Origin of the sequence: Streptomyces sp. NBC_01476 (assembly GCF_036227265.1) — a bacterium.
In the GTDB taxonomy this organism is placed as follows: domain Bacteria; phylum Actinomycetota; class Actinomycetes; order Streptomycetales; family Streptomycetaceae; genus Actinacidiphila.
Genome location: NZ_CP109446.1, coordinates 4,155,709 through 4,170,288, shown reverse-complemented (window position 1 = coordinate 4,170,288; position 14,580 = coordinate 4,155,709). Strand labels below are relative to the sequence as shown.

14 protein-coding genes, 1 tRNA gene and 1 pseudogene are annotated in these 14,580 nt (G+C 70.3%); 6 read left to right on the top strand and 10 right to left on the bottom strand.

The window, feature by feature from the left end:
* The first annotated feature begins 149 nt into the window (after positions 1 to 149).
* A complete protein-coding gene (pknB, locus tag OG552_RS18220; protein WP_329134200.1) occupies positions 150 to 2,138 on the top strand; it encodes a Stk1 family PASTA domain-containing Ser/Thr kinase in 1,989 nt (662 codons plus the stop codon).
* A 101-nt stretch (positions 2,139 to 2,239) separates the two neighbouring features.
* On the opposite strand, the gene OG552_RS18215 is transcribed toward pknB, so the two are convergent.
* The 5 genes from OG552_RS18215 to OG552_RS18195 form a co-directional block, all read right to left on the bottom strand.
* Positions 2,240 to 3,034, bottom strand: coding sequence for a class E sortase (locus OG552_RS18215; protein ID WP_443070966.1), 795 nt, complete (start codon positions 3,032 to 3,034; stop codon positions 2,240 to 2,242).
* A 5-nt stretch (positions 3,035 to 3,039) separates the two neighbouring features.
* Positions 3,040 to 4,710 (bottom strand): class E sortase, encoded by a 1,671-nt coding sequence (locus OG552_RS18210; protein ID WP_443070965.1) that lies wholly within the window; start codon positions 4,708 to 4,710, stop codon positions 3,040 to 3,042.
* Entirely contained in the window at positions 4,707 to 5,363 is a 657-nt protein-coding gene (locus OG552_RS18205; RefSeq protein ID WP_329134198.1) for an aminodeoxychorismate/anthranilate synthase component II, read from the bottom strand. Before OG552_RS18205 ends, OG552_RS18210 begins: the two co-directional genes overlap by 4 nt.
* A complete protein-coding gene (locus tag OG552_RS18200) occupies positions 5,360 to 5,560 on the bottom strand; it encodes a hypothetical protein (RefSeq protein ID WP_329134197.1) in 201 nt (66 codons plus the stop codon). The genes OG552_RS18205 and OG552_RS18200 overlap by 4 nt, the downstream gene beginning before the upstream one ends.
* 163 nt (positions 5,561 to 5,723) lie before the next feature.
* Complete coding sequence (locus tag OG552_RS18195) at positions 5,724 to 6,509, bottom strand: DUF881 domain-containing protein (protein ID WP_443070964.1); 786 nt, start codon at positions 6,507 to 6,509, stop codon at positions 5,724 to 5,726.
* A 145-nt stretch (positions 6,510 to 6,654) separates the two neighbouring features.
* Between OG552_RS18195 and crgA the strand changes: the two genes are divergently transcribed.
* Positions 6,655 to 6,912 (top strand): cell division protein CrgA, encoded by a 258-nt coding sequence (gene crgA, locus OG552_RS18190; protein WP_093736880.1) that lies wholly within the window; start codon positions 6,655 to 6,657, stop codon positions 6,910 to 6,912.
* Positions 6,913 to 7,185: 273 nt separating this feature from the next.
* On the opposite strand, the gene OG552_RS18185 is transcribed toward crgA, so the two are convergent.
* Both OG552_RS18185 and OG552_RS18180 read right to left on the bottom strand, forming a co-directional pair.
* Entirely contained in the window at positions 7,186 to 8,052 is an 867-nt protein-coding gene (locus OG552_RS18185; protein ID WP_329134194.1) for a rhomboid family intramembrane serine protease, read from the bottom strand.
* Positions 8,053 to 8,185: 133 nt separating this feature from the next.
* Positions 8,186 to 8,719 (bottom strand): peptidylprolyl isomerase, encoded by a 534-nt coding sequence (locus OG552_RS18180; protein ID WP_329134192.1) that lies wholly within the window; start codon positions 8,717 to 8,719, stop codon positions 8,186 to 8,188.
* Between the two features lie 218 nt (positions 8,720 to 8,937).
* Here OG552_RS18180 and OG552_RS18175 point away from each other — a divergent pair, with 218 nt between their 5' ends.
* Positions 8,938 to 9,747 (top strand): DUF5324 family protein, encoded by an 810-nt coding sequence (locus tag OG552_RS18175; RefSeq protein ID WP_329134189.1) that lies wholly within the window; start codon positions 8,938 to 8,940, stop codon positions 9,745 to 9,747.
* Between the two features lie 123 nt (positions 9,748 to 9,870).
* On the opposite strand, the gene OG552_RS18170 is transcribed toward OG552_RS18175, so the two are convergent.
* The gene (locus tag OG552_RS18170; protein WP_329134187.1) at positions 9,871 to 10,182 is read right to left on the bottom strand and encodes a hypothetical protein; all 312 of its coding nucleotides are present in this window, start codon (positions 10,180 to 10,182) and stop codon (positions 9,871 to 9,873) included.
* Between the two features lie 17 nt (positions 10,183 to 10,199).
* Here OG552_RS18170 and OG552_RS18165 point away from each other — a divergent pair.
* Positions 10,200 to 11,392 (top strand): annotated as a pseudogene (locus OG552_RS18165) (hypothetical protein); the annotation flags it as partial.
* A 187-nt stretch (positions 11,393 to 11,579) separates the two neighbouring features.
* Here the strand turns inward: OG552_RS18165 and OG552_RS18160 are convergent.
* The gene (locus tag OG552_RS18160) at positions 11,580 to 12,101 is read right to left on the bottom strand and encodes a hypothetical protein (RefSeq protein ID WP_329134185.1); all 522 of its coding nucleotides are present in this window, start codon (positions 12,099 to 12,101) and stop codon (positions 11,580 to 11,582) included.
* Positions 12,102 to 12,346: 245 nt separating this feature from the next.
* Positions 12,347 to 12,419, bottom strand: a tRNA-Ala gene (locus OG552_RS18155).
* A gap of 109 nt (positions 12,420 to 12,528) precedes the next feature.
* On the opposite strand from OG552_RS18155, the gene OG552_RS18150 reads away from it, so the two are divergent.
* Complete coding sequence (locus tag OG552_RS18150; RefSeq protein WP_329134184.1) at positions 12,529 to 13,095, top strand: helix-turn-helix domain-containing protein; 567 nt, start codon at positions 12,529 to 12,531, stop codon at positions 13,093 to 13,095.
* A gap of 29 nt (positions 13,096 to 13,124) precedes the next feature.
* The gene (locus OG552_RS18145) at positions 13,125 to 14,567 is read left to right on the top strand and encodes a serine/threonine-protein kinase (protein WP_329134183.1); all 1,443 of its coding nucleotides are present in this window, start codon (positions 13,125 to 13,127) and stop codon (positions 14,565 to 14,567) included.
* Positions 14,568 to 14,580: the final 13 nt, after the last annotated feature.

Genomic DNA, 14,580 nt, shown 5'->3' with positions numbered 1-14,580 from the left:
AGCGGCGGGTCGCGCCCAGGTACCGGTCCTGTATCGGCGTCGGGACAGGGCGCGGCCGAGCCGGACACGCCCGGTAGCGTATGCCCGAGCAGGCACAGGGCAATGGTTAACGGATTCGGTTGAGATCGGGTTTGAGAGAGGGCAGAGCTATGGAAGAGCCGCGTCGCCTCGGCGGCCGGTACGAGCTGGGCTCGGTGCTCGGCCGTGGTGGCATGGCCGAGGTGTACCTCGCCCACGACACCCGGCTCGGCCGTACCGTCGCCGTGAAGACGCTGCGGGTGGACCTTGCCCGCGATCCGTCCTTCCAGGCCCGGTTCCGCCGTGAGGCACAGTCGGCCGCCTCGCTCAACCACCCGTCGATCGTCGCCGTGTACGACACCGGCGAGGACTACGTCGACGGCGTCTCGATCCCGTACATCGTGATGGAGTACGTGGACGGCTCGACGCTGCGCGAGCTGCTGCACTCCGGCCGCAAGCTGCTGCCCGAGCGGTCGCTGGAGATGACCGTCGGCATCCTGCAGGCGCTGGAGTACAGCCACCGGGCCGGCATCGTGCACCGCGACATCAAGCCGGCGAACGTCATGCTGACCAGGACCGGCCAGGTCAAGGTCATGGACTTCGGCATCGCCCGCGCCATGGGCGACTCCGGCATGACGATGACCCAGACCGCGGCCGTCATCGGCACCGCCCAGTACCTCTCCCCCGAGCAGGCCAAGGGCGAGCAGGTCGACGCCCGCTCCGACCTGTACTCCACCGGCTGCCTGCTCTACGAGCTGCTGACCGTACGGCCGCCGTTCGTCGGCGACTCCCCGGTCGCCGTCGCGTACCAGCACGTACGGGAGGAGCCGCAGCCGCCGTCGGTGTACGACCCCGAGGTCACGCCGGCGATGGACGCGATCGTCCTGAAGGCGCTGACCAAGGACCCGAACTACCGCTACCAGTCGGCCGACGAGATGCGGGCCGACGTGGAGGCCGCGCTGGACGGCCAGCCGGTCGCCGCGGCCGCGGCGATGGGCGCGGCCGGATACGGCTACCCGCACCAGTACGGTGAGGGCGCCGCGACCACGGCGCTGCCGATGCAGCCGGACTCGCAGACCTCGATGCTGCCGCCGATGCGCGACGACGACGGCGGCTACGGCTACGAGGACCGCCCCGACCGGCGCCGGCAGAAGAAGAACAACAACACCTCGACCGTGCTGCTGGTGGTCGCCGGCATCCTGGTGCTGGTGGGTGCGATCTTCCTCGGCAAGGCGATCTTCGACGGCGGTTCACCGGGCTCCGGCGCGACCGTGCCGAACTTCCTGAACCTCTCGCTGGACGACGCCAAATCCCGGGCGGCCAATGTCGACCTGCAGGTCGTCCAGGGTGCGCCGGCGTTCTGCGACGACGTCGACAAGAACCTCGTCTGCAAGCAGACCCCGGCCGCCGACACCAAGGTCCCGTCCGACAAGACGGTCACCGTGGTGCTCTCCAAGGGCCCGGCGCCGATCGCGCTGCCGGACGTCACGACCGACACGTACGACGCGGCGCGGCAGCAGCTGGAGAAGCTCGGCTTCGACGTCAAGCAGAAGATCAAGACGTCCACGACCGACGAGAAGGACACGGTTCTCTCCCAGGACCCGGACGCCGGCACGAAGCTCGCCAAGGGCGCGACGGTCACCCTGACGGTGGCGGAACCGCCGGAGCAGAAGCAGCTGCCGAACGTCCAGAACCTGGACTTCGACACCGCCAAGGCCCAGCTCGCCCAGGCCGGCTTCACCAACGTCAAGCGTCAGGACCAGCCGAACGCCGCAGCGGCGGGCACCGTCATCGGTGAGAGCCCGAACGCGTTCAGCTCGCAGACCCCGGACACCCAGATCGTGCTGACCGTCTCCTCGGGCCCGCAGACGCAGGCACCGCCGGCGACCATGCCGGCCTTCCAGTTCCGGAAACTCTCCGACGTTCTGCAGGACCTGCAGAATACGCAGCTCAACCCCCAGATCGTCGTGAACGGACCGAATGACGGCAGTGCCGTGGTCACGGCCTCGGATGTTCCCGCAGGGCAGCCTCTCAACGAAGGCCAGAAGATCACCCTGACGACTGTCGCCTTCGGAGGCGGCGGCAACAATGGCGGGGGCGGTAACGGTCTCGGCGGCTGACCCCCACCGCTGAGCTCCACCTCACACCTGAAAGGGGGGCGGCCCGCACCATCCGGTGCGGGCCGCCCCCCTTTCGGGTCCGCCCAGGAAAAGGGAACCCGCTACCGCTTCAGCTCCGCCGGAGGCGTCCGCTGCGGGTCGACCTTCTGGGTGCGGACCAGTTCGCCCCAGACGATGTAGCGGTAGCGGGAGGTGTAGACCGGCGTGCAGGTCGTCAGGGTGATGTAGCGGCCCGGCTTGGTCTTGCCGGACTCCTTGGGGACCTGGTCGGTGACGGCGACGTTGTACTTCGACGTCTGGTCGAGGACCTTGTAGACCTTGTAGACGTACCAGGTGTCCTTGGACTCGAAGACGATCGGGTCACCGTTCTTTATCTTGTTGATGTTGTGGAACTTGGCGCCGTGACCGTCGCGGTGGGCGGCGAGGGTGAAATTGCCGGAGTTGTCCCACGGCATCGCGGAGGGGGTCGGGTCGGTGTAGTAGCCGGCCACCCCCTCGTTGAGCACGTCGGTGGAGGTGCCCTTCTTGACCAGCACCTCGTAGTTCTTGCCCATCGCGGGGACGTGCAGGAAGCCGATGCCGTCCTTGATGTCCAGGCCGCGGGGCGCCGTGTCACCGCCGGCGCTGCCGGAGCCGCTCTGGGCCCACTGCTGGCGTACCTTGTCGCCCGCCTGCTTCTCGTGGCGGTCGGCGACGACGTTCGTCCACCACAGGGAGTAGGCGACGAAGAGGGCGAGGACCAGGCCCGCGGTGATCAGGATCTCGCCGATGACGCTGATGGTGGCCGCGAGCGGCCCCCGGGTGGGCGGCTTGCTGCTCGTCACGCGTTTCCGTTCTGGATCGCCGGCCGGGGCCGGCTCGCTGCTGGCGGCCGGCTCCGCGGCCCCGGTGGCCACAGGCGCTAGCCTCCGACCAGCGCGTCGGGCTTGCCCTTGCTGCGCGGCCGTTCCTCGATCAGCTTGCCCCACACGATCAGCCGGTTGGTGCTGGTGAACTCGGGCGTGCAGGTGGTGAGGGTCAGGTAGCGGCCGGGCTTGGTGAAGCCGGAACCGGGCGGCACGGGCTGGATCACGCTGATGTTGGACGGCGGGGTGGAGGCCAGCGAACTGGTGACCTCGTAGGTGTAGTAGGTGGTGGCCGTCTCCACCACCACCTTGTCGCCGGGGACGAGGTGGTTGATGTAGCGGAAGGGTTCGCCGTGCGTGTTGCGGTGGGCGGCGACCGCGAAGTTGCCGGACTTGTCCCACGGCATCGCGGTGTTCATGGAGCCGTCGTAGTGGCCGACCATGCCCTTGTCGAGCACCGAGTTCTTGTCGACGCCCTGCGCGATCGGGGCCTTGACGTCCAGCTTCGGGATGTACATGATCGCGAAGCCCTGGCCGGGTGAGAAGGTGCCGGCCGCGCGGTTCGGGTCGTCCTTGGTGGTCTCCCACTGGTGTTCCAGCTTGTTGGAGGCGCTGTTGGCCTGCTGGTGGGCACGGACGTTGGTCCACCAGAGCTGGTAGGTGACGAAGAGCAGCATGATCACGCCGGCGGTGATGAAGAGCTCACCGACGACGCGGCTGATGACGACCGAGGGGCTCTCCTTGGCGGCCTTCGCGGCCCGGCGCGCCTCGACCCTGCTGAGCGGGGCGGACGGCTCAGCCGCGCCGGACGCCGTCGCCGCGGTGGATGCCGCGGCGGGCCCCGGGGTACGGCCGCGGGCCCGGTGGCCGCCGCGGGCGGCCTTCCGCCGGGCGGCCCGCCCCCCGTCGAACGGCGGCGCCGACAGCGGCACGGCCACGGTCTCGCCGCCGGCCAACTGCGGCCCGTCGCCGGCGGCCGGGGGCTGCGGCGGAGCCGCCGGGTCCTGCACCACCGGAAGCTGCGCGGTCTCCGCCAGCTCGCTCGGTACCGCCTGCGGTGCCCGCACCGGCTCGGGCGGTGCCGCGGGTGCCGGCGGTACGGGCCGCACCGGCTCGGGCCGCGTGCGAGCGGTTCGCAGGGGTTCGGTTCGCAGGGGTTCGGCTGCCGGCTCGGTTCGTACGGGCTCGGTTCGTACGGGCTCGGTTCGTACGGGCTCGGTGGGCCGTACGGGCTCCGTCGGGAGTGGGAACGCCTCCCGCCGGTGGGTCTCGCGCCGCGTCGCCCCGGGCGGCGGGAAAGCTCCGGGCGGCGCGAACGCCTCAGGCGTCGTGAAGGGCTCACGTACCGGCGGTTCCGGCGCCGCCGCACGGCTCCCGTCCTCGCTCTCCGGTCCGCTGAACCACGGGGAGGCCGCCGCCGGAGCCGAGGGAAGGTCCGTGATGAGCGGCCGGGCGTAGAAGGGCGGTGCGGCCGGCGGTGTCTGCTCCCGTACCTCCGGGGCGGCCGGCGGCGGTTGCGCCGCTGCTGTCTCAGGGGCCTGCGGCGCCTCGGAGGAAGGCGCCGCGTGGCGCCGCAGCGGGGCCGCTTCCTCGGGTACCGCGGGGGGCCGGCCGGGCAGCGGGTCGTTCAGCGGGTCGTCGAGCTGCTGGACGACAGCGGCGAACTGCCCGGTGTCCTCGTAGGACATCGGACCGTCGGACGCACGCTCCGGCCGGAGCGTGGTCACGCCCCGGCCCTCCCTGAGCGGCCGCCCGCCCCGACCACCGGGGCGAGCCCGCGGGAGCGGTCCACCGCCCCGGGGTCACCGCATTCCGCCAGCCAGTTGGCGAGCATCAGGTGCCCCCATTCGGTGAGCACCGACTCGGGATGGAACTGCACGCCTTCGACGGCGACGTCCCGGTGCCGCAGTCCCATGATGATCCCGTTCTCCGTCCACGCGGTGACCTGCAACTCATCCGGCAGGGTGTCCCGTTCGACGGCCAGCGAGTGGTAGCGGGTGGCGGTGAACGGCGACGGGAGCCCGGCGAAGACTCCGGTTCCCTCATGCATTACCGCCGATGTCTTGCCGTGCAGCAACTCAGGAGCGCGTCCGACCACTCCTCCGTACGCCACCGCCATCGACTGCACACCGAGGCAGACGCCGAAGACGGGCACGTCGGTTTCCGCGCAGTGCCGCACCATGTCGACGCAGACCCCGGCCTCCTCGGGGGTGCCGGGGCCGGGGGAGAGCAGCACCCCGTCAAAGCCGTCCTGGGCGTGGGACAGTGACACCTCGTCATTGCGCAGCACTTCGCACTCGGCGCCGAGCTGGTAGAGGTACTGGACCAGGTTGAAGACGAAGCTGTCGTAGTTGTCGACAACCAGGATGCGTGCGCTCATAGAACCGCGGCCACCCCACTGACGGCGCTCATGCCGTTGTTGTTGTCGACGGTCACCTCGTTGAACGGCAGCAGCGGCTCCGCCCAGGGGAAGACGTACTGGAACAGCAGGTAGACGACGGCCAGGACCAGCACGAGCGAGGTGAACGCCCGCACCCACGCGTTACCCGGCAGGCGTCGCCAGATCCAGCCGTACATGTGCTGCCTTTCTTCTGCGTCCCGACAGTCCCCGGAACAGAGTAAAGGGAGATCGACCGTCAAGGGGGCTGTGCTGGTCAAAGCTTCGGCATCGGTTCATCCGGCGGCTCCTGACGGCCCGCGGCCACGCTCACCGGCGGGTCATGGGAGCCTCTTCGGCGGGTCATCGCGGGGTCACAGGTGTCGCATAGTGCAGATCGACCGAGCCGGCGTAGCCCGGCAAGGTGACCCGGCCGGGGTCGGCCACGTTCCAGCCGAGGCCGTACGCCTGCACGTACTGGAGATAGTTCTGGATCGCGGGGCTGTCGGTGAGCGCCTGGCGCAGTCTTCCCCGGTCACCCACAGCGGTGATCCGGTAGGGCGGGGAGTAGACGCGGCCCTGGAGGATCAGGGTGTTGCCGACGCAGCGGACCGCGCTGGTGGAGATGAGCCGCTGGTCCATGATCTGGATGCCCTGGGCGCCGCCCCGCCAGAGCGCGTTCACCACGGCCTGCAGGTCCTGCTGATGGATGACCAGGTCGTTGGGCTGCGGGTCGGGGACGCCGGGGACCAGCGCGGTGGCGTTGGGCGGGGCGTCGTTGAGGGTGACCCGTACGCCGGAGCCGGTCAGCGGGTCGGTGCCGGCCGCCGCGGCGAGGTCGTCCAGGCGCTTGCGCTCGGCAGGCGGCAGGCCGCTGCCTTGCCGGGTGAGCCGGTCGACGTCCTGGCGGACCCCGGCGACCTGCTTCTCCAGCTTCTCGTTCTGGCCGCTCTTGCCGCGGACGTTGTCGGAGAGCTTCGGCAGCGGGTCGTCGCTGCGGATGTCCACGCCCTTGGCGGTGTCGAAACTCATCCAGAAGATCAGGCCGGCCAGCGCGAAGACTCCCGCGCTGAGCACTCGCAGCGCTACGGTGCGGTGGACAGGCCGGGAGGAAGAAGGGGTGGGGGAGGTGCCACCGGGCTCGGTCACCAAATACCCTGTCTCCTTAACAACCCGAGGAAGCACTACGCTAACGGACGCCCGGAAGCGGTAGTGCCGCCACAGGCACCCCATCCACCCGGCGCAGCCCACGACACCCGCGCGGTTACGCAGCGCATCGACAGGAGAGTCCCTCGTGCCGAAGTCACGGATCCGCAAGAAGGCCGACTTCACCCCGCCGCCCGCCAAGACGGCCACCGCCATAAAGTTCGGCAACCGCAGCGGGTGGGTCGCACCCCTGATGCTGGCGTTCTTCATCGTCGGTCTGGCCTGGATCGTGCTGTTCTACGTGACCCAGGGCAGCCTGCCGGTCGACGCCCTCGGCAACTGGAACATCGTGGTCGGCTTCGGCTTCATCGCGGGCGGGTTCGTCGTCTCCACGCAGTGGAAGTAGCCGGGCGGGCAGCGCCCGCGCGGGTTTTCCACACGGTTATCCACAGTGGGGAAAAGGTCGGAAGATCTGTGGATAACCTCTACGAGGTTGACGCCGGTACGACCGGTGACGAGACCGGTGGCAGAGTGTCGGCCACCGGTCTTTCGTTGATCTTGCAGGGAAAACCCTGATCGCCGCCGTTCCGCACAGCCGTTCCCACCAGTTGTGCACAGGAGGCGTCGGCACCCCTACACGTTGTGGATAACGTCTGATCAACGCCAACGGACACGGCCGCTAGGACGTGACCTGTGCCACAGCGACCGCGGTGACGGCCAGCGACGCGACCAGCACCGCGGCGGTCGTCCCCCACTGCACCTGATCGCGCCGCTCACGGGGCGCGTACGCCAGCCCGAGCGCGACCAGGGTGCCGCCGATCAGCCCGCCGACGTGTGCCTGCCAGCTCACACCGCTCCAGGTGAAACTGATGACGATGTTCAGCGCCAACAGGAAGAGGATCGGCCGCATGTCGTAGCGCAGCCGGCGCACGAAGACCGCGGTCGCGCCGAAGAGGCCCCAGATCGCGCCCGAGGCGCCGATGGTCAGCGAGTCCGGAGCCAGCAGCAGGACCGCCGCGCTGCCCGCGATCGCCGAGACGAAGTACAGCGCCAGATAGCGGCTGCGGCCCAGCAGCCGTTCCAGCGGGGCGCCGATCCACCACAGGGACAGCATGTTGAAGGCGATGTGCAGCGGCGCCCCCGAGTTCTCGTGCACGAACGCCGAGGTCAGCACGCGATACCACTGGTCGGGGCCCTGGGCGACGCCGATGCAGACGTGCTGCCCGGTGATGTCGTTGCCGCAGATCGCGTAGAGCCCCAGCCGCTCGACCAGCCGGTCGCCCATCGCCAGTTCCAGCACGAACACCGCGATGTTCAGGCCGATCAGGATCTTCGTGATCAGGAACGGGTCCGCCGCCACTGTGCCGCCGGCCACCGTGCGGGGCCGGGTGTGCGGGGCCGATGCCTGCCCGGCGCACTCCCGGCACTGGAAGCCGACAAAGGCGCTGACCATGCACTCCGGGCAGATCGGCCGGTTGCACCGGGTGCAGCGTATGCCCGTCTCCCGGTCCGGGTGCCGATAGCAGCAGACCGGCTGCTGGTCCATGTGCGTCCCACTCCCCTGCTGGGCCCGTGCCGGGCCCCTGCCGACAGCGCGTTGGCGAGCGCTCGCGCGCCCCGTCCACTGTGTACGTGCTGTGTACGTACGGACGGGGCGCGATGTTCCCGAGCGTACGGGATCAGCCGGCGCGCTTCTCCACCACGACCGAGTTGATCACCACGTCCTCCAGCGGGCGGTCGGTGCGCGGGTTGGTCGGCGCACCGATGATGCCGTCCACCGCCTTCTTGCTGGCGTCGTCCGCGACCTCACCGAAGATGGTGTGCTTGCGGGACAGCCAGGTCGTCGGTGCCACCGTGATGAAGAACTGGGAGCCGTTGCTGTTCGGCCCTGAGTTCGCCATGGCCAGCAGGTAGGGGCGGTCGAAGGCCAGGTCGGGGTGGAACTCGTCGTTGAACTTGTACCCAGGACCCCCGGTGCCGTTCCCCAGCGGGTCGCCGCCCTGGATCATGAAACCGGAGATCACACGGTGGAACACGGTGCCGTCGTAGAGCTTCTCGTGCGACGGGTTGCCGGTGCGCGGGTCGATCCACTCGCGGGTGCCCTCGGCGAGCCCCACGAAGTTCTCCACGGTCTTCGGAGTGTGGTTCGGCAGCAGCCGGATCACGATGTCGCCGTGGGTGGTCCTCAAGGTGGCGTAGAGCTGCTCGGCCACGATCTACCTTCCATAGTCCTCGCGCTGACAGGGGACAAATCCTTGCACGCCTCGGCCACCACGCGTCGGGTTCCCCCCGATCAAGGGGACTTCGTCCGCCGGGGAAGGAACCAGCTGACCCGGATGGCTTGCCGCACATGCCGTAACCGGTACGGCCAGGCATGATTTCAAACCGGGTGGAAAGGCGAAAACCGTACGCCACCGAGGAGGAGGTTCCTGTGACCCGCATCGAAAGCGTGCGCCACGCGGCTGACGTGACCAAGGACAGCGTGCGGCACGCCGCGGAGGTGGCGGCACCGTACGCGAGCACGGCGAAGGACGGTGCCGTGCACTACGGCAAGCAGGCCGGCGCACTTGGCCGGCAGGCCGGCGCGATGGCGAAGCAGAGTTACGACGAGAAGCTGGCCGACCGGATCGAGCACGTGGTCGTCCAGGTACGCGAGCAGGCGGCTGCGGCCGTCCCGCCGAAGGCGGCGAACGCGGTGGAGACCGCCGCCAAGCGGACGAAGAAGGGCGCGAAGGCCGCCGCCGAGTACACCGCACCGAGGGTCGGCACCGCTGTCGCCGCCACTCGGGCGGTGGCCGGCCCGGCCAAGGAAGAAGTGGTGCTGCGCGGTGGCGCCGCACTGGCGGCGCTGCGCGGTTCGGTGTCCGCGGCGGACATCGACCGGCTGGTGCGGCGCCGGATCCGCCGGCAGCGGACCGGCCGGGCCTTCCGGGGCCTGGTCATCGTCGGACTGGCCGGCGGCGCCGCGTACGCGGCGTTCAAGTGGTGGAGCAAGCAGTCCAACCCGGACTGGCTGGTGGAGCCGACCGATGCGACGGAGTCCCTGGACGCCGATCACGCGGGCCTCGGTGGCGCCGGCACGCTGACCGTGGTCGACCCGCTGGAGGAGACGCTGGCCGACGAGAGCGGTACCTCGCTCAACGGGTCGGCGTCGCAGGTGGACCGGGTGGACGGTCACGGCCTCGACCCGGAGGTGGAGGCGAAGCAGGCCGACGCCGAGAAGCCGGACGAGGACCGCTGAGTCCGGCTCTTTCCGTTGTGCCGGCTCTCCCGCGCGGAACGGCGGGGACCCCTTTTCCACCGGGGTCCCCGCCGTTCCGCTGTGCTGTGCTTCCCGGTGCCGTGCTGAGCCGCCCTGTCCCGGTCAGGCCGCCTGAACCGGCATCGGGCCCGCCGTCTCCTCCGGCCGCTCGGTGAGCACCGCCGGGACGTTCCGGAGCGTGAAGAGGGCGACCACCGCGCCCAGCGCCATGACCACGGCGGCGATCAGGGTCGTGGTGTGGAAGCTGTCGGTGAAGGCGTACCTGGCCAGTTCGACGACCTGCCGCCCCACATGGCCGGGCAGCTGTGATCCGGTCTGCACCCCGCCGGTGACCGATGCGCGGGCGGCTGCGGCCTGTTCACCGGTCAGCCCGCCGGGCAGCGTCAAGTCGCGGCGGTAGAAGGCGCTGAGCACCGACCCCAGGGTCGCACACGCGGCCGAGGTCCGACCTGCGCCCCCTGATCATCGAGGCGCTCTCACGCCGCCTGGGTCGACCGGTGACCCACGTCGAAGCGGGCATGCCGTTGCCGGTGGCTGAATCAACGGTCAATGCTCCACTGCCGGTTGACACTGTTGAGGGACTTGTCTCGACCGGAAGGGAAGACATGGACCCTTCTCGGCGCACGTTCCTTGCGACGACTCTCTACGCCGCCGCGCTGCCCGTCCCCGCCTATGCCGATCTGGCCGGCCGGGCCAAGGCGTACGCCAGCGGACGTACACGCGGATCGGCACCGGCGAGGTGTCCACCGTCCGGACCATGACCGAGCGCATCGCCGACATCCTCGACGAGCTGGGGGGCGGTCACGCCCGCCCGATGGCCGCGGCGTTCCTGGTCAACACCGTGGGCCCGTACCTGCAAGCCAAGGCGTCCGAGACGGTCAGGAAGGACATGCTCTCGGCGGCGTCCGACCTTGTGTACCTGACGGGCCGGATGGCCATGTACGAGCGGGCTCACGGTCTTGGCCAGCGCTATTACCTGCAAGCCCTCCAACTCGCCGGCGCGGCCGAGGACCACGTGACCTACTGCCGCACGCTGCGCGGCACGGCGCTGCAGGCGGCCAACCTGAAACACGCCGGGAAGGCACTCGCGCTGGCCGACTCAGCCGCCGAGGCCGCACCCAAAGCGGGGCCCCGCCTGCAGGCATTCCTCAAGGGACAGCAGGCGCACGGCGCCGCACTCGTGGGCGACCGGCGCCTGGCGTTCACCCGGCTGGCCGAGACGGAAGCCGCCCTGGCGAAAGCGGACAACCACCGTGACGCCATTGGCGGTTACGACCGGGCCGCCTATCTCTTCCACGTCTCCAGCGTCCGCTACGCCCTCGGTGACGTGGCCGGATCCGTCACGTCCATGCGGGACTCCAACCGCGTACGACCCGCAGTGGAGAAGCAGGGCAGAGCACACGCGAACGGCCTCCTCGCCCAACGGCAACTCGAAATGGGTCACCTCGAAGCCGCCTGCGGCACCTGGCGGACCTTCCTCGACGACTACGAGCGCCTCTCCTCTTCACGGGCCGACGAGCACTTCGACGCCCTCCGGCGAGGCATCCGGCCGCACACCGCGAACGCTCACGCCCGGCAGGTGTACGAACGAGCCAGGGAGCTGGCCCGTCAGAAGGTCGCCTGAGCACTGACGCCAGACCACGACGGCGACCGCATTCCACCAACGCTTCCCCTGGCTGGTCGACCGCTGGAGCAAGATGAGCATCTTCGCCTGCGGCGCACCCGCAACTCACGGGACGAACCAAGGAAGGGACGCTGGAGGAACTGCGGGAGCTGGACGCGGCGAGACCGAGGGGGTGCCGGACACCCGGTCACTTGATCGCGGGCGGGCGCTTACCAGGGTCGAGAACGATGACCAGGTCCTCCAGGATGCCGGCGAATTCCGCAGCCTCGATCTCGACTGCGAAGACGGTTCCGGCATGTTCAGGATGGTTGCGCAGGTGCTCATCACGCCAGAACTGCACGGTGATCACCAACTGGTCCCCGTCGCGGAAGAGGTAAGCCAGCAGGTTGTCGGTCGTGGGTCCCCAGCCGTCGAAGATCCAGAACCGTTCCCTGAGTAGCTCGTCCTCAGTGTCGTTGCCCGTTGCGGCGACGAATCGCCGATGAGTGGCAGCCGGGGACAGACCGGCGAAGGGCAGCGGCCAACCATGGCCGGAGCGCACCTGGAGCGCGGTGTCCCTCACCGCGGGGCGGAATTGCTCGACGTAGGCCGCGTTGTCGTCGCAGGTCAACCAATGGTCGGCGACCCACAGGTCCACCCGGCGCAGCGAGTCGGTCCACTCGCCGACCTCAACGGCGAACCTGCCCTTGTCTCCCAGAAGTACCCCCATCCGGGCACCGTGGCAGCTTCATCGCCGTGCGCACAAACCATTTCCGCCCCTGGCCCGCCGACGTGAAGCGGCTTCCGTCCAGCAGGCGCCGCCTGATCACGGGCATCCCGGCCCCGGCGCGCGAGCGTGACGACTATGGGCGGAACACCGCAGTGACCGTGATCAACTTCCTGACCTCGTACTGGACGCCAGCGGCCCCTTCACCCACACCGGGCGAGGGGACCACTGAGCTGCGTACGTACCGGTGGAGCCTGGGGGATTCGAACCCCCGACATCTGCCTTGCAAAGGCAGCGCTCTACCAACTGAGCTAAGGCCCCGCTTCGCGGAACAGCGTACCGGGTTCCGGGGGCCGGGGCCGACCGGGTACCGGGGGGCGGGGGGTCCGTAGGATGGTTTGCGGGTTCGCAGCCGCAAATGGGAGGGCGTATGGAGACGACGTCAGGGGCGGATCCCGCCGCTCGGGCGGTGGAGGCGATGGAGTTGCAGCGCGGGTGGTACGGGGAGCCGCTCGGGAATCTGTTCCGGCGGCTGATCGCGGATCTGGGGCTCAACCAGGTCCGGCTCGCCGGCGTGCTCGGCCTCTCCGCCCCGATGCTGTCGCAGCTCATGAGCGGGCAGCGGGCCAAGATCGGTAACCCGGCGGTGGTGCAGCGGCTGCAGGCACTGCAGGAGCTGGCGTTCCAGGTGGCGGAGGGGAAGACCGGGGCCATGGAGGCCGCCGCCCGGATGGACGAGATCCGGGAGTCGGCCGGGACGTCCGTGCTGAACACCACGCACTCGTCGTCCGGAGCGGTGCCGGGGGCCGCCGCCCCGGCCCGGCAGGTGGTGCGGGGCATCCAGACGGTGCTGCGGTCGGTGGCGTCCGCGGAGGAGATCGAGGGGGCGGCGCACGCCCTCGCGCCCGCCTACCCGCACCTGGCAGAGTTCCTCCGTGTGTACGGCGCCGGACGCACGAGCGACGCCGTCGCGCACTACGCGGCACATCAGGACTGACGGACGGCTGAGGGGGCGGACGGCGCACGATGGGTGAGGTCTTCGCGGGCCGCTACGAGCTGGTGGACCCGATCGGACGCGGCGGGGTCGGCGCGGTCTGGCGCTCCTGGGACCGCAGGCGGCGCCGCTACGTCGCCGCCAAAGTGCTCCAGCAGAGCGACGCCCACGCACTGCTGCGGTTCGTCCGCGAGCAGGCGATGCGCATCGACCACCCCCATGTGCTGGCGCCTGCCAGCTGGGCGGCCGACGACGACAAGGTCCTGTTCACCATGGACCTGGTGCACGGCGGCTCGCTGGCGCACCTGATCGGGGATTACGGCCCGCTGCCGCCGCACTACGTGGTCGTCCTGCTGGACCAGCTGCTGGCCGGCCTGACCGCCGTGCACGCCGAAGGGGTCGTCCACCGCGACATCAAACCGGCGAACATCCTGCTGGAGGCGACCGGCACCGCCACCCCGCACGTACGGCTCTCTGACTTCGGCATCGCCATGCGCAAGGGGGACGCCCGGCTGACCGAGACGGATTACGTGGTCGGTACGCCGGGATACTTCGCGCCAGAGCAACTGATCGGCAGCGAACCCGACTTCCCCGCCGACCTGTACGCGGTCGGGCTCGTCGCCCTTTATCTGCTCGGCGGCCAGAAACCGGACGCGGACGCCATCAAGGAGCGCTTCCTGGCGATGGGCATGCCGCCGGCGCCGGTGGGGGTGCCGGAACCGCTCTGGAAGGTGATCGGCTCGCTGCTGCAGCCCGATCCGCGAGCGCGGTTCCGTACCGCGACCGGAGCCCGCAAGGCGCTGGCCGCCGCGGTCGAGCTGCTGCCCGAGCCGCCGGCCGGCGAGGAACCGGTGGAGATCTTCGACCTGATCGGACCGCTGCCGGAGGGCTTCGGCCCTGACGGGCCGGACAGTCCTGGTGGGCCGGACGGTCCCGGTGGTCCCGATGGGCGCGATGCCTCGTCGATACCCCCCGCCCCGTCGATACCCCGCGATCCGTCGGCCGCCCCCACCCCGTCGGCTACCCCCGCCCCGTCGGCCACCCCCACCCCACCACCCGCCACCCCCGGAAACCCCTCCCAGGAGAGCGACGGCTTCCCCCTCCCCCCGCCCCGCCCGGCGCCCCCGCGCTCCGGCGGGCGCCACGCCGCCCCCCTCCCGCCGCACGAACCCCTCACCCACACCAGGACCCGCGCCGCGGCCACCGCGGGCCCGCCGCCCCAGCCCCTGCCCGAGCCGCTCCCGGCCGGCCCCCGCCCGCCCCGCCCCCAGCCCACCGCGGTGCTCCCCGAGGAGCCCACGCCGGGCACCGGGCACCCCAGCCCCTGGCAGGCCGCGACCGGTCAGGACACCGCCTCCGGCGGGCTCCCCGTGCACCCGCACCGACCGGGACCGCCGGCCAGAATCGCGGTCCCGGTCCTCGTCCTCGCGGTCGTCTGCATCGCCGTCGGCGTCCTCGCCCTCCTCGCCTCCTGACCGCGCGCGGCTC

Coding starts and splice junctions, on each gene's coding strand:
- pknB (WP_329134200.1), top strand. CDS start 150: ATGGAAGAGCCGCGTCGCCTCGGCGGCCGGTACGAGCTGGGCTCGGTG.
- OG552_RS18205 (WP_329134198.1), bottom strand. CDS start 5,363: ATGAGCGCACGCATCCTGGTTGTCGACAACTACGACAGCTTCGTCTTC.
- OG552_RS18200 (WP_329134197.1), bottom strand. CDS start 5,560: ATGTACGGCTGGATCTGGCGACGCCTGCCGGGTAACGCGTGGGTGCGG.
- OG552_RS18185 (WP_329134194.1), bottom strand. CDS start 8,052: ATGGACCAGCAGCCGGTCTGCTGCTATCGGCACCCGGACCGGGAGACG.
- OG552_RS18160 (WP_329134185.1), bottom strand. CDS start 12,101: ATGGGGGTACTTCTGGGAGACAAGGGCAGGTTCGCCGTTGAGGTCGGC.
- OG552_RS18150 (WP_329134184.1), top strand. CDS start 12,529: ATGGAGACGACGTCAGGGGCGGATCCCGCCGCTCGGGCGGTGGAGGCG.
- OG552_RS18145 (WP_329134183.1), top strand. CDS start 13,125: ATGGGTGAGGTCTTCGCGGGCCGCTACGAGCTGGTGGACCCGATCGGA.